The sequence below is a fragment of the Niallia endozanthoxylica genome (assembly GCF_008710145.1).
GTDB lineage: Bacteria > Bacillota > Bacilli > Bacillales > Cytobacillaceae > Bacillus_BD > Bacillus_BD endozanthoxylica.
On record NZ_VYKL01000010.1, the window covers coordinates 218,239 to 238,140 of the forward strand.

The window sequence follows — 19,902 nt, forward strand, 5'->3', positions numbered from 1 at the left end:
GCAGATGCTTGTATTGTCTGCCGGCACTTGTGTTACAAATGACAAGAGAAGCTGGGATTTTTTTATTGCCCAGCAAATTCCTTTTCCATAAAATCAACAAATGCCTTCACAATGTTTAATTTTAGCGAATCCTTATGGTAAAACATCCATGTCTTACGAACGATTGGTTTTCCATCAATCGTTTGAAGATCTTTTTTGTAAAGATCATGGACATCATTTAATATCAAACTAGGCATAATCGCATAGCCTAACCCATTCACAACCATTTTCTTACAGGTATCCAGTTTATCTACTTCTATATTAACAAGCGGCGGCTGGGTAAATCTTTCGGACCACCAATTATCGATAGAATGTTTCAATAGTAAGTCTGTATGATAATTAATCCTTGGGAGGTTAGGAAGATCATGTATATTAATTTCATCTTTGGAAGCTATGCAAATAGACTCTTCAAATAATAAATGTTTTTGTTCGTTCCAATTATAGTCACCTTTTACAATACTAATATGGACATCCTGATTGTGAATTAATTCGGCAACATGGCTGCTAAAGCCTGTTGTTACCTTGAATTCAATATTAGGATACTGTTCTTTGAACCGTTTTAATAGGTTAGGAAGCATATAGTCAGTAAAAAAAGTTGAAACACCTAATCTTAAGGTACCTACGACGTTATTTTCCATATTAAGGACATTTTCTTTAATTCTTTGGATGGTTAGTAACATTTCATGTGCGCTTTTCGCTAAATATTCTCCTTGTGGGGTGAATTGGACCCCGCGTCTCCCTCTATTGACAATTTTTATGCCGAATTCTTTTTCTAATTGCTGTAAGCGGTTTGTCAAGGCTGGCTGGGAAATATACAAACGCTGAGAGGTTTTTGTAATGTTTTTTTCTTCATAGAGGACTTGTAAAACCATCCAATCTCGTTCATCCACCTACAATAACCTCCTTTAGCCATAAAAAATATTTATGGATTATGATAAAAAAACGGTATTATTATTATTGCTAAAATTATACTATAGTTGAACTAATAGGCAAAGCCATAAAAGGAGTCTATGCCACAGTATTGAAAGAAGGAATTAGAATGAATAAACATCTAGGTTTTCTTCAGAACATATGGTTTGTATTTCTAAGTGGATTCGGAGGATTTCTACTTTCCCTAACAGGTCTTCCAATTGGATGGATGATCGGGACACTACTTACTGCAACTTTTCTTACGGTTCTACGACCGAAAAAAGCTTATTTATCCTATCATCAAGGTGGAATGCCAAAATATTGGTTATATATCGGACAGTGTATTTTAGGGATTGAACTGGGTCAGAGGGTGACAAGTTCAGTTCTATACATTTTTCTGGAAAATTGGTTAACCATTCTCATTATGCTTTTGTTATCCATTCTTTTTACTTTATTTTCTGGATTCATTTTATGGAAGTATAGTAACTTGGATTTATTAACCAGTTTTTTTGCCACTGCACCTGGGGGATTGTCTTCCATTCCTGGTATTGCAGAAGAGGTAGGAGCGAATACTGGTGTTGTGAGTATTATTCAAACGATGCGTGTCTTTTTAGTACTGCTGACGATTCCTGTCGCAATGTCTTTTTTTAGTGGAAATCTTGAGGGTCTAGAAGGTTTGAATCCAGTTCCTGAAGAAGTCATAATTGTTGGGATTGACCAACTGACTTCGACGATTTTGTTTGTATTGGTCGCATGTGGCGGCTATTATTTAGGGAAATATTTAAGGCTTCCCGCTCCATGGTTGATTGGCAGTATGATTAGTGTTGCAATTGTCAAAGCTTTTGGTTCCATCCTGCTAGGGTTTGATCTTAATGCTTGGTGGCCGCAATTGTTTATGATCGTATCGCAAATTTTTATTGGGGCAAGCATTGGATCGCGTTTTCAAAAAAATATGTTTAGAGGATTAAATAGAATCATATTGATTTCATTTTTAAATACAGTCGGTTTAATCTTTTTTACGCTTCTATGTGCGAACTTTGTTTCAATATTTACGGATATTACCTTTCTCACAGCAAGCCTAGCCTTTGCACCTGGCGGTATTGCAGAGATGACAACAACGGCACTTGTTCTAAATGAGGATTCTACCTTTGTTGTTGCCGTACAGGTATTAAGAGTCGTTACCGTCTGTAGTACACTTCCACCATTATTTCGATTGATAAAGTATATGGAGGTCAAAAAGAAGGCCCATTCACATCAATCAGCCTAGTTTACGGTATAATGAAAAAAAGTCTTTATCAATAAATGAGTTTGGTAATGAATCAAATGAAGGGGTGAGGCTAGTGTGTCCTTTTTATTATGAAAAAGAGAAGAAAAATCAAGAAAAACGTTCCTATTATGTAAATTCGAATGGAACGAATGAAAAAGAGATGGAGATGTTTATTCATAAAGTGAAAGAAATGATTCAACCATCATTAGAAAGTGATAGGGAGCTTGTCTTTCTATGTATCGGTTCGGATCGTTATATTGGTGATTCTTTAGGACCGCTAGTAGGGACCATGCTGATAGAAAACCATGTACCGTATCGTGTATATGGAACATTGGAAGAACCTGTCCATGCATTTAATTTAAAAAGTATTTTGAAAGAGATTCATAAAAAGATAAAAAACCCTTTCATTATTAGTATTGATGCATCCATCGGGGTGAAAAAGGAAGTAGGATATGTGATGTTTAAAGAGGGGCCTCTTACTCCAGGAAAAGCACTTGAAAAGATGCTTCCAGAAGTAGGTGATTATCATTTTGTTGGATTTGTTAATTATGTAGATCCATTGCCCTCATCCCAGTTTTTAAATGATACTCGTTTATTTACTGTCATGAATCTCGCCAAAACCATTGTACATGCGGTCACGAAAATAGCGGGGCCTGATAATCAATCAATGGGAATAGAGAGATAGACCATCTTGTGGAGATTTCTATGTTGCTTTATAAAGAAGAGCGATCCAAATTCTAGTAAACTTGCTGAATTTGGATCGCTCTTTATTTTTATCTTTCATGAATGAAGAATGGATTTAATTTAACTGATTGCACTGGTAATAAAAGCAACGGAAATAATGACTAAGGAGCAAAGCAGGGTCCATTTAAAGGCAAAACGCTGAAATTCTCCAATATCTGTTTTGACCATACCAACTAATAATAGAGTAGAGGCAACAAGCGGACTTAGAAAATGTACAGGCTGCCCTAATACGGATGCTCTTGCAATCTCTAATGGACTTACACCATAAGCAGCCCCTGCTTCGGCTAGAATTGGTAAAACCCCAAAGTAATAAGCGTCGTTAGATAAAACAAAGGTAAATGGCATGCTGGTTAGTGCAACGACTAACGGGAAAAAGGAACCTACGGATTCTGGAATAATGGCAACTAATGCATTGGAAATAGCATCTACCATTTTTGTACCAGAAAAAATACCTGAGAAAATACCAGCTGCAAACACTAATATGACTACCGTTAAGGCGTTTCCAGCGTGCGCTAAAATGCGTTCTTTTTGCTCATCTAAATTAGGATAGTTAATCATCGCAGCGAGAACAAATCCAATTAAAAATAATATCGGTGCGGAGACTAACCCCATGACTAAAACCACCATGACCGCTACGGTTAACAATAGATTGACCCATCTTAACTGAGGTCGTTTCGTATTAGTTGGCAGTATATGAATAGAAGCAGCGACTTCGCTTAGTTCTAATGATTGTTGAGGAATTTGATCTAAATGGATAATTCCAATTTTAGCTCTTTCCTTTTTTCCAAGAACATAGGCTATGAATAGAATACACGCCATTCCTGAAAGCATGGTAGGTAACAGAGGCAGGAAAAACTCATTGGCATCAAGCCCTAAAGAGGCAATTGCTCTTGTAGCGGGGCCTCCCCATGGAGTCATTCCGCTCATTATACTGACAGAAAGTAGAGAAATGGTGGCAAGAACAAGTGGGTTCATGCCAATTCGAAGGTACAGTGCCAGCATAGCAGATATCGTAATCATATGAGTAGTCGTTCCATCTCCATCTAAAGCCACGGTCATGGCAATGATGGCCGTCCCGATTGCTATTTTAACTGGATCTCCTTTTACAAATTTCATCATTGTATTAATAAGTGGGTCAAATAAGCCTGCATCAATCAAAATTCCAAAAAATAAAATGGCAAACAATAGTAACGCGGCAGAAGGAGCTACTTCCTTTAATCCATCCAGCATCATCCCGCCAAGTTCTAAACCAAATCCTCCAATGACAGCAAATATGATGGGTACAACCACAAGTGCAGTTACAGGCGATAACTTTTTTGCCATTATCAAATAAGTAAAAACCAATACCATTGCTAATCCTAAAAAAGTAAGAATATGAATCCCCTCCTAAAATAGTAATCGTTTTCAAATTTTCTTAAATGATAGAGTAAACAATAAAAACTACTATCAATTGAAATTTGTATACTTCGGAATATTCTATATTTTTAGAATAAAATACGCGGATAAATAAGTAAACTATAAAATTTTTAACGAATTTCTTAAAAAAAACTTATAATCTAAGCAAAAAGAAAAAGAGGAAATCAACCTATTCCTCTTTTTCTATATAAGTTCTTATTAAATATTCGGATTCTCATTTAAGAAGTTTATAAAATTTTTCACAGTGGATAGTTGTAATGAATCTTGATTATACATTAACCAAGTATATCGATTAACTGGTTCCCCATCATGATAGGATAATTCATGAATTTGTAAGTTATCTGAAGGTTGTAGACAAATTTGTGGGACAATCGCAATCCCCAAATCATTTTTAACCATTTCTTTACAGGTCTCGAGTCGGTCTGTCTCCATCATGATGAAGGGAGGTTCAGAATATCGATCATGCCACCAGCCATTAATTAGAGTTTTTAATGAACTGTCCGTTTTGTAATTAATAAATGGAAGTTCAGGTAATTCCTCCAATTTGATTTCTTTTTTAGAAATCAAACAAAGTTTTTCTGTATGTAATAAGGCCTTTTTTCCGTACCATTCGTAATTCCCCCGGAGAATCCCTAATTGCACCGTAGCTGAATTAAGAAGGTTAATAATATCGTTACTCCAACCTGTATTTATATTAAACTGCACGTTTGGGAATTGAGTCGAGAATCTTTTTAATATTTTAGGCAGCTTATATTGAGCAAAGTTACTAGATACTCCTAATCTTAATGTTCCTCTGACATCTTGTTGAATATTCAACATATAGTCTTTTGTCTTTTGTAACTTCTTGATCATTTCTTCTGCATACTCTACCAAATGGACACCTTCTGAAGTAAATTCAATGCCTCCTTTTATTTTGAAAAATAATTTCGTTCCAAACTCTTTTTCCAAATTTTTGAGCCTGTATGTTAAGGCAGGTTGCGAAATATATAATCGTTCAGATGCACGGCTGATATTTTTCTCTTGAAATAAAATTTGGATCGCAGTCCAATCCTTTTCATCCAAAATATTCCCCTCCAATCCTTTCATGATTATAAGTTTTTTTTGAGAAATTTCTAATAAATTATCTATTTTACTTATGATAGCACATATTTTACTATATTTTTAGAAGAACCGATAGTATTTCAAGGTGAGTAGAAAGGTGGATGATCGATATGAGAGTACCTGTTGTCGTGATGCGTGGAGGAACGAGTAAAGGTGTATTTCTAAAAGAAGAAAATATGCCAAGTGATCGTTTAGATTGGGATGAATTTCTATTAGATATAATGGGAAGTCCAGATAGCAGACAAATTGATGGATTAGGCGGAGCAAATTCCTTAACAAGTAAAGTAGCTATTATCAAAAAGTCAGATTTTAAGGATATTGATATTGACTATACATTTGCCCAGGTTAGTATAGAAAATCAATTAGTAGATTTCAAGGGGAATTGCGGTAATATATCTTCAGCAGTGGGTCCATATGCGATTGAACAAGGATTAGTGCCAGCGGTTGAGCCTATTACAACAGTTAGAATTTTTAATACGAATACACAAAAGGTTATTATTGCTGAGGTAGAGGTTGAAAATGGACATGTAAAAACGGATGGTCTTTGTTCAATTCCGGGAGTGCCAGGAACTGGGTCTCCTATCTATCTATCATTTACAAATGCAGAAGGTGCAGTGACAGGAAAACTCTTTCCAACTGGAAATGCAACGGATATCGTACATTCATCTAAAGGTCCAATCAATGTTTCAATTGTTGATGTAGCCAATCCATTAGTCTTTGTGAACGCTCAAGATATTGGACTTAAAGGTACTGAGCTCCCACATCAATTCACACAAGAAAAGCTAAAGGAATTGGAAGAAATTAGAGCGATTGCAGCTGAAATGTGTCAATTTGCGTCAAAAGAAGAAGCAACAAGAAAATCACCCGCTGTCCCTAAAATGACCATTATTGCTCCACCAAGAGATTATATCGATGTAACAGGGATAGAAAGAAAAGCAGAAGATATGGACTGTACAATCAGAATGATGTCTATGCAAAAACCACACCAAGCACTAGCCATAACAGGTGCAATCTGTACAACCGCAGGAGCATTTTTGAAAGACACCATTTTATCTGATTTGGTAAACGTAAAGCAAGAAGTCGTACGTTTAGGACATCCAGCTGGGATTATGGAAACAAAGGTGGATATCATTGCTGGAAATATGACAGCAATCAAGGTTGTACGTACAGCACGGATGATTTTGGAAGGTTATGTATATACAAAGAAAAATTATCACGTTATTTCAGAGTTGGTTTATAAGTTGGCATAAATGAAAAACATATTTTGATAGCATAAAGAACGATTAGTCTTTTTAATAGATGGAAAATTAAAAAAATAACAATAAGGATTATTTAATCTGGAGGAACCGTTCGTGTGGATTATAACTGTCTTTTTAAAACAAAATATTAAGATGTATGAGTTTCATACAGAAGAGGAAGCAAGGGAAGCTTTCAAGGATATGAAAGGGTACAAAATTCTGTCTGAGATTCTTTATTATCAAGAACCTAGTATTAAAAAGGTTAGTAGTTGGTAGTTTTTATTTAGGTTAGAAAGTGGGAAACATTGGGACGGATTTTCTGTTTCAATTACTAAATCAAGCAATCTCTGTGGAATTAAATCTCTCCAGGGATTGCTTTTTATTTTGATATAAACCAATTATATCTATAGTAGAAACGTGAGAACAGTCCCTGCGTTTCATTTGGAGAGGCAGCCATCTTTTTGTTTCATAGGAATTTATTTCAAATACGGACGAATACTAACAAGGAAAACCGTTATTGGAAAGAGGCCGTTGGGTAATGAAGAGAATCAGGTATCGTAAAATAATGGATTTGATTAAAAATGATGTTCGTAAAGAGGAGAAACCTGTTACTGCTGATGATCAGCAAAATGTAATGGATATACAATTAGATAAAAATATCGATTATATTAAAACGCTGTTTGGTAAAAGCGAAGATGTTAAATATAGAGAATTAGAAGTGGTTACCTCAAAAAAACATCATGTCTTTCTTTGTTTTATTGACGGATTGGTGAATGAAAGCTATATCAATTTACATATTATTAAGTCTTTATTGGAACCAGATCATACGGTAAGCTCTGCTATTTTAGCGGAAGAGGAATCAGGTGATTTTTTAACCATCGTAGAAAGCCGGATTTTAAGTTCATTGAGTGTGAAAAAAGTACAGGCTTGGAACAAAGTAACAGATAGTATTATGTTGGGTGAAACTCTCCTTTTGGTTGATGGATACGAGACCGGATTACTTATTAGCACTCAGGGATTTGCTGCAAGAAACGTAGGCGAACCTGATACAGAATCAAGTGTAAGAGGACCTCGGGAAGGTTTTAATGAAGTATTAAAAGTAAATACCTCCTTAATCCGAAGAAAGATTAATAATCCTCATTTGGTTTTTGAAGGGATGAAGATAGGGAAGCAAACGAAAACAAACATTCGAATTGGTTATATAGACGGTATTGCTAATCCAAAGGTGGTTAATGAAGTAAAAAAACGATTAAAGAATATTGATACTGATAGCATATTAGAATCAGGATACATAGAGCAATTTATTGAAGACCATCCTTATTCCATTTTTCCTACAGTAGCTAATAGTGAAAAGCCAGACAAAGTGGCTGCCAAAATACTTGAAGGAAGAGTTGCTATTCTTTGTGATGGTACACCTTTTGTCTTGACTGTGCCGCACTTATTTGTAGAGAATCTTCAGGTTGGTGAAGATTATTATTCAAGGCCCTATTTGTCTTCATTAATCAGGTTATTACGCCTGCTTTCTTTATTTTTAACAGTAGCTTCTCCTAGTGTCTATATCGCACTAACAACCTATCATCATGAAATGGTTCCGGCGCTTCTTCTTACAACAATGGCAGCGGCAGAAGAAAAAGTTCCATTCCCTACCTTTATAGAAGCGATAATAATGGCCATTGTTTTTGAAATCCTTCGTGAAGCTGGAGTTCGAATGCCTAGACCGGTAGGAGCAGCAATCAGTATAGTCGGGGCATTAGTCATTGGAGAGGCAGCCGTAACAGCTGGATTTGTTAGTGCGCCTATGGTCATTGTGATAGCCATTACCGGGATTTGTGGATTTGTTGTATCTTCATTGAACGATGCAATTATTTTATCAAGATTTCTCCTTATTTTTTTAGCTGGAGCATTAGGATTATATGGGATTTTGATGGGTTTTTTAATGCTGTTAGGTCATTTGTGCTCATTGCGTTCGTTTGGGTCACCCTTTTTATCCCCACAAGCACCGATTTTCTGGAGTGGATGGGCAGATTCCATCATTCGAATGCCATTATGGCTTCATAAATCAAGACCTCAATCGGTGGTTTGGAGAGAATCAAAAAGGCAAAGTAACCACAATAAACCAACTAGACCTGATACTGAAGGAGAGGAGCAAAGTTGATAAGGTTTGTCTTTGTTTTTCTTTCCATACTATTACTGTCTGGGTGCTGGGACAGAAAGGAATTAAAAGAAATTGGCATTGTGGGAGCGATAGCCATTGATAAGGATCCCGAAACAGGAGAGTTTATCCTTACCTCAGAAATTTTAAATCCGGCGGCACAAAGTTCACAAAACCCTAGTCCGGGTAAACCTTTTTTATTAGAAACGACAACAGGTAAAACCATTTTTGAAGCATTAAGAAAAACAAATCAAATGGTCGATCGGAAAAGTTTCTATGCACATAATAAAGTGATTATCGTAAGTGAAGAGTTAGCTAGAGAAGGGTTAATTTCAGTATTAGATTCTTTTTACCGAGGGAAAGAAATAAGAGGGTATGTATGGATTTGTATAACCAAAGAAACAAGTGCAAGGAAAATATTAGAAGCGGAAAATGTAGGAGTGTCACGTATCCCGGCTAACTTTTTAAAGAATGTGTTTGAACAAACGGCATCCCATTTAAATTCTGTATCAACTAACATGCTTACATTTTATAAGGATGCTTTGGAAGCAGGAACAAATCCAGTAGCAGGTGTCCTTCTTCTTGAAGAAAAAGACAAGGATAAACATTCTCAAAAAAGTAATATAAGGCTTTCCGGCGCTGCTATGTTTAAAAAGGATAAATTAATCGATTTTTTAAACGAAAGCGAAACGAGAGGCTATCGATGGATAACGGGTGATATTAAGACAGGAGCGATTTCTCTCCCCACTGATTTACAAGAGGGTAAATTTGTTAGTGTTGACGTAGTAAGTATGAACGCTAAGATTGTACCAGACGTAAAAGGAGAACAGATTTCCTTTTCGATTCATATCACTGAAGAAGGAAAAGTAACCGAGCAGCAGGCAACGGTTAAATTTAATGATTCCAAACAACAGATCCGTTTTTTAGAGGCGCTTGAAGAAGAAAATAAAAAGGTAATGGAAGAAGAAATAAAACAAGTGATTGAGAAGGCACAGGCTTTTCAAACCGATATATTTGGCTTTGGATCCGCATTAAATAAAAAGTATCCAGAGATTTGGAATCAAGTAAAAGATGAGTGGCCGGAAAGGTTTGCTGATGTAACTTATTCCTTACATGTGAAAGTAAATATTACAAGTTCAGGATTAATGAAAGGACCGTTTAAGCCTGAGTGAAAACGGTCCTTATCGTCTAAAGAATCTAGCAATGGAATGGAAGATGATCATTAAGATCAAAATCAGGACAGATAAACCTCCTCCTGTATATAAGATGCCCATAAGAAAGTCTGTACTAAATAGGGTCTTAATGGCTGACATTTGAACGCTCCTCTTGGGATTTATGATGCTTTCTCTTTTTGAGATAATGAATCATTAAAAGCAAGATTGGGATCAGTGCATACAGTAATACGACATTCAATTCGATATCACCCTTCCAGCGTTTATAATCCAAACCTGGAAAACGATAGACGGTGAATAACGGAAAAAGCAGTCCTGAAATGATCAAGATTTTTTTAGGGCTTTTTGCTTTAAATAACCAAGTTAGTATTAAGACAAATGCATAAAAACGCAGGGACATTTTATAGAAGCCACCGATAAACATGATTAAAACGGCGAGAAGATCTAAATTCGTAAAAATGTCGGCAATATTAACGGTCAAAATGGTTTCTAGCAATGGAATTTCCGCATTTGCTGCCAAATTTACCCCTAGTACAGAGATAATAGCAATTAATGTGAGAATAATGGCTATAGTAGAAAAAATTAAGGCTGTAATGGCTATTTTTTTAATATCCTGTTGTTTGTCTACATAGTGCCAGTATATGAGAAAAACAACCATTTCTCCATAAGGAAAACTTATCACTTTAGGTGTTTCTGACAGAATGGGAGATAATCCATTTCCTAGTATCGGCAGCATTTCACTAATCTGAAAATTACCCGAAAGCAGTGTGATGATATAAATCGTAAGAAGAAATATTAAAAAAACAGGAAAAAGAATTTCTGCTGTCCGAGCAAGCACTTCAAATCCGAAATTTAGAATATAAATAGAGGCAATGATAAAAATGTACAAAATGACCAGCAGAGGCGTAGTCGGTAATGCTGTCATTTTGATTAGTTGGCCAAATTCATAAAAATTATGGCTGGCACCGCTTAAAAAGCTAAGACCAAATAAAAGGAGCAACAGTGCTGCGAACTTTTTTCCCACTAATTGGGTCAAGATTTCAGCAAAGTTTTGGTTTGGAAAATGTTTAGGGAATTGTGTATAGACCCACAGGAGCAATAATCCTACTAACGAGGAAAGGAACACCACAATCCAAGCATCCTGCTTTGCTTCAATTCCTAGAACAAATAATGTTGTACTGCCAATTTCGAATAACATAATTAACGAAAACAATTGAGTTTTAGTAATTTTCATCATATCAGTGATATCCACCTTCGATATAAAAAGCTAAAAAAGTGTCAGAGGATCTTCTTTATAAAAGAAGAAACTTGTATTTCTGCTTGAAATCTCAATAGCATTTTAGCCATATCGTTAAGTTTATAACCTGAAAGAAGATGAAAATGATGATGCAGGAGTGGGTTGAGATAAGCTTTTGTGAATTGCTAGATAAATAATCTCAAAATGGCATGAACGCATGCTATATAGAAGTTGTTAACAATGAACAAATGCTTGAAAAAAGCAATTGGGTAAGAGCTGTTACAATCGAAAAGACCATCGAAATGATGGCCTTTTATTCGTTCAAAATATTATTTCATCTCAGCTTTTAATCGTAATCCAAAGTGTTCTTTTTCAATAAGAAACGATATGAGTAAGCCTCCGATAATTGCCCATAATGGAGCACTAATATGGAAAAAGTTCACACCGGAAATACCAATGATTAAGGCAAAAAAGGCGCCCATTTGAAATTGACTATTAGAAAAAGCGGTCTTCAGTGACTTGGTAAGAACACCTAACATCGCTAAACCGGCGATAACGGTAACAATCACACTTGGCATCGCGATGACAAAAGGAACGATGAGTGAAGCAAATAATCCGTATAGGGTATGGAAGATTCCATTCACAAACGATGCGGCATATCGAGTTTCTTTATTTCCTACCTCATTCGCAGAACAAATCGCAGTGCCTGGTCCAGCAATGTTGATGGCATGGGCGCCAAAGAAGGCAGCAACAAGACCGATAGCCGATCCGGAAATGGCCATGGCATTATTTGGCGGCTGATAGCCCTGCGCCATTAACACTCCTGTCGCTTGAGCATTTTCAGAACAAATGATAAGCAATGCAAGCGGAATACTTATCGACACAATGGCTTCCATGCTAAATGCTGGCATAATCAATTGCGGTACGATAAATAATTCCTGTTCCCCTTGAAACTGAAAGGCGTTAGTTATGATGGCTAATGGAACAGCAACTAACAGTGCGGATAAAACAGGTGGAACTTTTTTAAAAAATCGTGATGAAAGTAAAAAAGCTAAAATAGCTGAGCCCGCGAGCAGGGGAGAAATCGTAATGGATGTAATCATATCGATGGCAAACCGAATCATCACGCCAACAATCATCGCCATAACAATAGGAGTCGGCATCCATTTCATGACTTTATCAATTAGACCAGATAATCCAAGAATGATGACGAGGATATTGGCAATTAAATAGGCGCCAATGGCTTCATTTAATGTGAAGTTTGCCAATGAACCTGAAACGAGTACGGCTCCTGCAATCGTATAAGCACCCGCAATCGGCTGCCGGTATTTTAATGCTAAATAAATTCCCAGTAAGCCGCTGAAGAAATAAATAGCAAACAACCAGCTGATTGTCTGAGCATAGGTTAAGCCGCCGTTTGCAGCTCCGCCAATGATAATTAAAGCAGGGCCGGTGCATCCAAAACTAGCCGTAACGACCGCTGTACTAATGGTACTTAAATTAAGCGTGTGACGTAAATCTTTAAAGTTAGTTAAAAATGGATTTCCCCTCATAAATTTCTCTTATGCCTCATTTCTTTGGTGATGGAATGGTAGTTTTTAATATTCGGAATAAAAGGAACATTTTTTACAATAAAATCGATTCTAAATCAATCAACAATAGTGAAACATTATTTTCGAAAAATTTTATCTTTTCTTACATAATATCAGATACATAGATAGAAGAAAATAGTAGCTTATATTGCGCTGTGTACTATTTATGAAGGTGATTTTAGTCCCGCTTTTTCTGTTAGAATGTAAAATAGTAATAAATTTGTGCAAAACAATACGTTTAAGGGGTTTGTAAAAATGGATAGCATGATTTTTGATTTAGACGGTACGCTATGGGACCCAACAGATACAATCCTATTAGCGTGGGAAAGTATACTGAAAGAGGATGAAAGAATCATAAGCAAAATCACAAAGAAGGATTTGAAAAGTGTGATGGGCTTGCAGGTTCCAGAGATAGGAAAGAGACTTTTTCCCTATTTAGATGAACAAACACGGGAACAAATATTAGAGGATTGCTGTCTAGCAGAAAATAAATATATAGAGAAATATGGCGGAATCCTGTATAGCTATGTAGAGGATGTGCTGAAGGTTCTCTCACAAAAATATAAACTATTTATTGTGAGCAATTGTCAGGATGGATACATTGAAGCTTTTTATCAGTACCATCAATTAGATCAGTATTTCACTGATTATGAGAACCCAGGAAGAACCCTTCTTTCAAAAGGTGAAAATATTAAATTAATCATGGAAAGAAATCATTTATTCCAATCCGTCTATGTTGGTGATACAGAAGGGGATCAAAAGGCAGCGCGATATGCCGGAATTCCCTTTGTATATGCCAAGTACGGCTTTGGGCAGGTAAGGGAATATGATTATGTGATTGAGACATTTGATGAGCTTGTAAGAATCTTTTAATCTACCAATCTTCCAAGAAATAAGGGAAAAAAGGTTTATGAGCAGGGGTACGGTTGAAATAGAACCGTGCCCCTGCCTTCTGTAAGTATCTAACATAAGTTTAAATCTGTTATACTTTTAATGAAACGTATATTCTTATTTTTCGGCAAGCGGGTGATAACATGTCAAATGACGTCCATCTATCCGTACGGACACTTGTGGAGTATGTGTACCAAAGCGGCAGCATTGATTCGCGTTTTCTTTCTCAATCAGCGCTAGTAGAGGGAACGAGAATTCATCAAAAAATTCAAAAAACCTATCAGGATCAGGATCAGAAGGAAGTATACTTACGGGCAGAAATTCCGTTTCAAGATCTTATGTTTGTCATTGATGGGCGATGTGACGGTCTTTTGTTTCATGAGGATGAGGTTGTCATTGACGAAATTAAGTCTTTTTCACAGCCGCTCTACCAGCTGACAGAAGAAGGGTACCCGGTTCACTGGGCGCAGGCGAAAATGTATGCTTATATGTATACAAAGGACAATCAGTTAGCAGAAATAACGGTACAGCTGACATATGTCCATGTGGAATCAGAAACAAAACAGTATTTTAAAAAGAAGTTTACTTTTTCCGAATTAGAAAGTTTTGCCGCCGAAATGGTGGAAGGATACGCATCTTATGCGACTCTCAAGCAAAAACAGCGACGTATCCGAAACGAAAGCATTAAAGACTTGCCATTTCCATTTGAAACTTACCGATCAGGGCAGCGAAAATTGGCAGGTGCCGTGTATAAGACCATTATGGAAGAGAAAAATCTGTTTGCGATGGCACCGACAGGGATTGGCAAGACGATTTCGACACTCTTTCCAGCCGTAAAGGCAGTAGGTGAGGGGCTTTTGAATCGGATGTTTTACCTCACGGCTAAAACCATTACTCGAACAGCGGCTGAGGAAGCTTTTACCAAGATGCGTGCTAGAGGCCTTTGTCTAAACACCATTACAATCACGGCTAAGGATAAGGTTTGTTTTAAGGAAGAAACGGTTTGCCAAAAGGATTATTGCGAGTATGCAAATGGCTATTATGACCGAATCAATGAAGCCATTCTTGATATATTGACACATGAAGACGGGATTACTCGCGAAGTATTGGAAAAGTATGCCCGCAAGCACATGGTTTGTCCGTTTGAGTTTTCCATTGACCTGGCTTATGAAGCGGATGCAGTCATCTGTGACTACAATTATATTTTTGACCCCCGAGTATCATTAAAGCGACTAATTGAAGAGCAGAAGAAATCTACAGCGCTGTTGGTCGATGAGGCGCACAATCTGGTTGACCGCGGCCGGGAGATGTTTTCTGCCACTTTGAATAAAAGGACCTTTTTGCAGTTAAAAAAAGACTATAAGGGAACAGGAATTTATGAGTCTGTTTCTAACATTAATGCTTGGTTCATTAGGCTGAGAAAGGAAACCGCAGAACCTAATGTTGTTTTAGAGGAGCTAGATAGCAGCTTGCCTCTCCTGCTCTTGGAATTTTTGAAGGCTGCTGAAGATAGGCTAAAAAAGGATTCCTCTCCAAATCTCTTAGAAGCGTATTTTGGAGTGAAAAATTTTCTGAAGATTGTTGAGCTTCTTGATGAATCTTATCTCATATACTGTGAAAAAGAGAAAAATGATGTGCATCTCAAGCTTTTCTGTATCAATCCGGCGAATTCTCTCCAAAAAATGGGGAAAGGTTTCCGGACCCTAGTCTTTTTCTCTGCCACACTTTCGCCTCTTCCCTATTATCAGGATATCCTTGGCGGGAAGGAGGGGGATTACCATCTCTCGCTTCCATCTCCTTTTTCAAGCGAGCAGATGGATGTCTTTATCAAACCATTGTCCACCCGCTATAGAGACCGGGAGAGCACAAAGGATGAAATGGTCTCGAATCTGCAAGCCTTGCTGAAGAGCCGACCTGGTAATTATTTAATCTTTTTCCCGTCCTATCAATATTTACTTGCTGTGTATGAGCAGTTTAAAGAGAAGGATGCTGAGACACAAACACTCATTCAAACTACGGGGATGACGGAAGAAGAAAGAGAGGCTTTTTTGGATGCTTTTCAGCCGAATCAAAATGAAACTTTATTGGGGTTTGCGGTGCTTGGAGGGATCTTTTCGGAAGGGATTGATTTAATCGGCAATCGTTTAAATGGGGTTGTGGTGATAGGTGTAGGTTTACCGCAGCTTTGTTTTGAGCGGGACCTGATTAAGGATTATTTTAACAAGCAGGAAAAAAACGGTTATAACTATGCCTATGTCTACCCAGGCATGAACAAAGTTCTCCAGGCAGGCGGCCGTTTAATCCGCTCGGAAGAAGACCGCGGAACCATCGTCCTAATTGATGACCGCTTTTTGCAAAAAGACTACTATCAACTTCTTCCGCCGGAATGGAGACAGTCAAGGCAATGACATCATCTTAAAATGAGGTGAGACCATGAAAAAAGCATGGATTCTATTGGTTCTTGGATTATTCTTAGTTGGATGTGGAGCAGTAAATAACAATTCTGATGAACAAAACAGTGATGGGAGTGGTATAGTGGCAGGTGAAATGGCGGCGGTCTTAACGGAGACAAGTCCTTTCGTTTTTCAATATGAAGTGAAAAATCAAACGGAAAAAGAAGTCACACTGGAATTTTCGAGCTCCCAGAGGTTTGATTACTTGGTAGAGACTAAAACGGGAGAACAAGTCTATCTATTCTCAAGTGTTGCCATGTTTATGGCGGTGATGGGTGAAGAGACCATGAAGCCTGGTGAGACATTGAGTTATGAAGTGGACCTTCATGAGCTGGATTTAAAAGCCGGTGACTATCTTTTAACTGCATGGATGACACCAAAAGATGGGAAAGCGTATCAGGTTACAAAAGCGTTTACGGTGAAATAAAGGGATACAAAATCGGAAACATTATCGTTGTGTTTCCGATTTTATTTTAGGTATAGATTAAACAAAAAATGGAAAAATAATCTTGATTAACTAACGAACGTTAGTTATAATTTTACATATAATAAAACATAAATTAAATTGAATTTGTAGAAATTCCAACAGCATATTTAAAACACAGAAGGAGGATTAGCAATGGATCGGTTACCAGCCGAAGGAACGAAAAAAAAGATTCTCGAAGCGTCTATTGATTTATTCTCAAGAAAAGGGTACTCTGCTGTTTCTGTTCGAGAATTAACCAAGGCGGTTGGGATTAAGGAAAGCTCCTTGTACAATCATTTCCGTTCAAAAGAGGAAATCCTTGAATCCATTTACCAAATGTTTAAAGCAGAACGTGACCTTGCTCTTCCAAGCAAAGGTAAACTGTCTTTTATTGCAAAGAACACCAGCATTGAAACATTCCTGCTTCAGGGAATGGAGAGCTTTAAAAGGTCTGTAGAGGATGAGCTGCATGAAAAAATGTGGCGGATTTTAAACATTGAACAATTCAGAGACCAGCGTGCCCGCGATATCATTCTCAATCAAGTGTATAAGGGGACCATTGATTTTCTAGAACACGCTTTTCAAGCTTTTATGGATGAAAATAAAATGAAACAAAGCAATGCTAGATTGCTTGCGATTCAGTATCAATACCCTATTTTTACGATGATGACAGAATATTTGCTTTTAAAATATGATGACAAGGATACGGCGGATGTTGAAAATAAAATGCAGGGGCATTTACAGTTCTTTCTTCATAACCTTCACATATATTGAATATTAAAGGTTTATATATTTCATTTTTACCGAAAAGGTAATGAGCTCTTTACGTCCTTTTAACTAACGAACGTTAGTTTTTAGCTGTATGCTGATTAAGACGATATTTATGGCTTTCTATCTAAAAAGGAAGGGGAAAAAATAATGAATAAAATACTTATTAGAATGGAGGGCCTTTTGGTTTTGGCCGCAGCCTCTTATTTTTATTTTTCAAATGGCTATAGCTTAGGAATGTTTTTGTTGCTGTTGTTAGCGCCAGATGTTTTCATGATTGGTTATATGATAAACAACAAAATAGGTGCTTATTTGTATAATGTTGCCCATACCTACACCACTCCGTTACTGCTTCTATTAGCAGGAAACATAATTTCAATGAATAATCTGACCATGATTAGTTTAATTTGGTTGGCCCATATTGGAATGGATCGCATGCTGGGATATGGCTTGAAGTATGCATCTGGCTTTAAAGACACTCATATTCAAAACATTTAAAATGGTGAAGGCAATAGGGGATTGAGAGGATTCAAATGGTGAAAAAATCCAAATAGATGGAGGAATGTAACATGCAACCTGAATTACCGGTTAACCCGACGTCAATTTCAAAAAAGCTAGTCCACAATGTTTATTTTTCGTTAGTATTGAGGACGGTATTGTTTTTAATCGCTGGCTTGATATTTACAGGAATTCTTGCTTTGCAGGGGAGTGAGCAACCTTTTCATGATGCGGAAAAATGGTGGCCGTTTCAAGTGATTGCTGCAAACCTGTTCACTTATTTCATTATCAAAGGCTTTTTGAAAAAAGAAGGACTTTCCTACAAAAGTCTGTTTCAATCACCTAAGGATAAAAATAGAAAAACAGTCCGGGAATATGTGATTCTTTTTCTAGCAGCGATAATAGGCGGGGCTGTTCCATTATATTTGTTTTCGTATCTGCTATTAGGCGCCATTCCTCCACCGGATACTCACTTTCAGGCACTTCCAGTTGGATATGCCGTAATCGCGCTCATTCTTTTTCCCTTGTCAAATGCGTTGGTTGAAACACCTACGTATATCGGGTACGCGCTGCCACGATTACAAAAAGTAACAGGAAGAATGTATACTCCGATTCTGATTGCCGGATTTTTCTTAGCACTTCAACACATATTTCTCCCCATCGTGCTGGAAGCAGATTATATGCTATGGCGTCTGTTCTCGTTTATTCCTTTGGCTATTATTTTAGGAATCTTCTATACAAAGACAAAGCGGTTACGGCCAATTGTCATCATTCATTTTATTATTGACCTCCAGCTCGTTTCGCAGATGTTTATGAATTCTATTTAATAACAAAGAACGTTAACAATATAAACAAATGGTTTCAAAAATAAAGTGATATACTCATTTCAAAATGCTAGAAAGTGAGAAAAAATGAAAACAAAAAGAACATCTCGTTTTAGAGTAATAACTAGAAACATTCTGTTATTTCTGGCAGCTGCACTCCTTCTTTGGTTCTTTTTTCATAAAGGAATAACAGCTTATGAACAGCATAAATATCCGCCAATCGGTCAATTAGTGGAAGTCGACGGTAAGAAGATGCACGTCTATACAAAAGGGAAAGGGGAAAATACGATTCTCTTAATGAGCGGGTTAGGGACTGCCGCTCCTGTATTGGATTTTGAACCCCTTATCAATGAGCTGTCAAAGAATAATAGAGTAGCAGTTGTAGAATACTTTGGATATGGATGGAGTAATCGCACAGATAAAGAACGAACAGTGGAACATATTGTAGAGGAAATAAGAACTGCTTTAAAGAAATCGAATATCAAAGGACCTTATATTTTAATGCCGCACTCCATTTCTGGGATATACAGTATGTATTATGTTAATAATTATCCAACTGAAGTGAAGGCAGTCATCGGCATTGACCCTACTTTGCCAAAGGCATTGGAGTATTTTAAAGAAGCTCCTCCAATCATGCCGAACTATTTAAGTTATCTTGCCCCAACCGGAATAACGAGATTGGCCGTAAATATGATGGCTGACCATTTCTTTCCAATAGCGGAGGATGGTACTTATTCAAAAGAGAATCTTAACATGACTAGAGCGATTTCCGCATGGAAAGGTTATAACAGGAATGTGGTCGACGAAGCAAATGAAATAGGAAATAATATGGATAAAACCGTTCATATGACTTTCCCTTCTGAAATGCCTGTCCTTTTTTTTACTACAAAGGAAGACAAAGTAAATGAAGAAGGCAAATCCAATGTAACCTTTTATGAGACGCAAGTAACAAATCATTCGGCGAGTAAAGTAGTCACCTTAGAAGGCCATCATTATCTCCATTGGACTCAATCAAAAAAAATGGGTCATCATGTGAATGAATTCATGGCAGCCTTTGAAGATGAATAATACCTGTACGAAGTGTCATCCGGAAAGTGGATGGCACCTTTTGTAGTTAAATTTTTTTAAAAATATA

Annotated in this window: 18 protein-coding genes; 13 read left to right on the forward strand and 5 right to left on the reverse strand. The window is 37.0% G+C overall.

What is annotated here, in order from left to right; all coding sequences use genetic code 11:
* Positions 1-62: 62 nt before the first annotated feature.
* Positions 63-929: a LysR family transcriptional regulator gene (locus F4V44_RS04510; RefSeq protein WP_150438789.1), complete on the reverse strand. Its 867-nt coding sequence runs from the start codon at positions 927-929 to the stop codon at positions 63-65.
* A gap of 149 nt (positions 930-1,078) precedes the next feature.
* Between F4V44_RS04510 and F4V44_RS04515 the strand changes: the two genes are divergently transcribed.
* Positions 1,079-2,215 carry an AbrB family transcriptional regulator gene (locus F4V44_RS04515; RefSeq protein ID WP_150438790.1) on the forward strand — a complete coding sequence of 379 codons (1,137 nt, stop codon included), beginning with the start codon at positions 1,079-1,081 and terminating at the stop codon, positions 2,213-2,215.
* Between the two features lie 73 nt (positions 2,216-2,288).
* Positions 2,289-2,900, forward strand: a complete 612-nt coding sequence (yyaC, locus tag F4V44_RS04520) for a spore protease YyaC (protein WP_223881794.1) — start codon at positions 2,289-2,291, stop codon at positions 2,898-2,900.
* 119 nt (positions 2,901-3,019) lie between these two features.
* Here yyaC and F4V44_RS04525 read toward each other — a convergent pair whose 3' ends face one another.
* Positions 3,020-4,333, reverse strand: a complete 1,314-nt coding sequence (locus F4V44_RS04525) for a CitMHS family transporter (protein WP_150438791.1) — start codon at positions 4,331-4,333, stop codon at positions 3,020-3,022.
* A gap of 240 nt (positions 4,334-4,573) precedes the next feature.
* Positions 4,574-5,437, reverse strand: a complete 864-nt coding sequence (locus F4V44_RS04530; RefSeq protein WP_150438792.1) for a LysR family transcriptional regulator — start codon at positions 5,435-5,437, stop codon at positions 4,574-4,576.
* A 149-nt stretch (positions 5,438-5,586) separates the two neighbouring features.
* On the opposite strand from F4V44_RS04530, the gene F4V44_RS04535 reads away from it, so the two are divergent.
* The 4 genes from F4V44_RS04535 (at position 5,587) to F4V44_RS04545 (ending at position 10,038) form a co-directional block, all read left to right on the forward strand.
* Positions 5,587-6,726 carry a 2-methylaconitate cis-trans isomerase PrpF family protein gene (locus F4V44_RS04535; RefSeq protein ID WP_150438793.1) on the forward strand — a complete coding sequence of 380 codons (1,140 nt, stop codon included), beginning with the start codon at positions 5,587-5,589 and terminating at the stop codon, positions 6,724-6,726.
* Between the two features lie 102 nt (positions 6,727-6,828).
* Positions 6,829-6,990: a hypothetical protein gene (locus F4V44_RS27225; protein ID WP_191090563.1), complete on the forward strand. Its 162-nt coding sequence runs from the start codon at positions 6,829-6,831 to the stop codon at positions 6,988-6,990.
* A gap of 262 nt (positions 6,991-7,252) precedes the next feature.
* Positions 7,253-8,869 (forward strand): spore germination protein, encoded by a 1,617-nt coding sequence (locus tag F4V44_RS04540; RefSeq protein WP_150438794.1) that lies wholly within the window; start codon positions 7,253-7,255, stop codon positions 8,867-8,869.
* Positions 8,866-10,038, forward strand: coding sequence for a Ger(x)C family spore germination protein (locus tag F4V44_RS04545; protein WP_150438795.1), 1,173 nt, complete (start codon positions 8,866-8,868; stop codon positions 10,036-10,038). The genes F4V44_RS04540 and F4V44_RS04545 overlap by 4 nt, the downstream gene beginning before the upstream one ends.
* Before the next feature lie 127 nt (positions 10,039-10,165).
* Here the strand turns inward: F4V44_RS04545 and F4V44_RS04550 are convergent, their stop codons facing one another.
* Both F4V44_RS04550 and F4V44_RS04555 read right to left on the reverse strand, forming a co-directional pair.
* Positions 10,166-11,275, reverse strand: a complete 1,110-nt coding sequence (locus tag F4V44_RS04550) for a GerAB/ArcD/ProY family transporter (protein ID WP_150438796.1) — start codon at positions 11,273-11,275, stop codon at positions 10,166-10,168.
* Between the two features lie 329 nt (positions 11,276-11,604).
* Positions 11,605-12,828: a benzoate/H(+) symporter BenE family transporter gene (locus tag F4V44_RS04555; RefSeq protein ID WP_150438797.1), complete on the reverse strand. Its 1,224-nt coding sequence runs from the start codon at positions 12,826-12,828 to the stop codon at positions 11,605-11,607.
* Between the two features lie 294 nt (positions 12,829-13,122).
* Between F4V44_RS04555 and F4V44_RS04560 the strand changes: the two genes are divergently transcribed.
* The 7 genes from F4V44_RS04560 to F4V44_RS04590 all read left to right on the forward strand — a co-directional run bounded on the left by F4V44_RS04560 (position 13,123) and on the right by F4V44_RS04590 (position 19,835).
* Positions 13,123-13,740, forward strand: a complete 618-nt coding sequence (locus F4V44_RS04560; protein ID WP_150438798.1) for an HAD family hydrolase — start codon at positions 13,123-13,125, stop codon at positions 13,738-13,740.
* Between the two features lie 161 nt (positions 13,741-13,901).
* Entirely contained in the window at positions 13,902-16,166 is a 2,265-nt protein-coding gene (locus F4V44_RS04565; protein WP_150438799.1) for an ATP-dependent DNA helicase, read from the forward strand.
* 25 nt (positions 16,167-16,191) lie between these two features.
* Positions 16,192-16,638, forward strand: coding sequence for a BsuPI-related putative proteinase inhibitor (locus tag F4V44_RS04570; RefSeq protein WP_150438800.1), 447 nt, complete (start codon positions 16,192-16,194; stop codon positions 16,636-16,638).
* Positions 16,639-16,830: 192 nt separating this feature from the next.
* On the forward strand, positions 16,831-17,451 hold the full coding sequence (locus F4V44_RS04575; protein WP_150438801.1) for a TetR/AcrR family transcriptional regulator: 621 nt from the start codon (positions 16,831-16,833) through the stop codon (positions 17,449-17,451).
* 144 nt (positions 17,452-17,595) lie between these two features.
* Positions 17,596-17,943, forward strand: coding sequence for a DUF4260 domain-containing protein (locus F4V44_RS04580; protein ID WP_150438802.1), 348 nt, complete (start codon positions 17,596-17,598; stop codon positions 17,941-17,943).
* A gap of 71 nt (positions 17,944-18,014) precedes the next feature.
* Positions 18,015-18,770, forward strand: coding sequence for a CPBP family glutamic-type intramembrane protease (locus F4V44_RS04585; protein WP_191090564.1), 756 nt, complete (start codon positions 18,015-18,017; stop codon positions 18,768-18,770).
* 84 nt (positions 18,771-18,854) lie between these two features.
* Positions 18,855-19,835, forward strand: a complete 981-nt coding sequence (locus F4V44_RS04590) for an alpha/beta fold hydrolase (protein WP_150438804.1) — start codon at positions 18,855-18,857, stop codon at positions 19,833-19,835.
* Positions 19,836-19,902 lie beyond the last annotated feature (67 nt).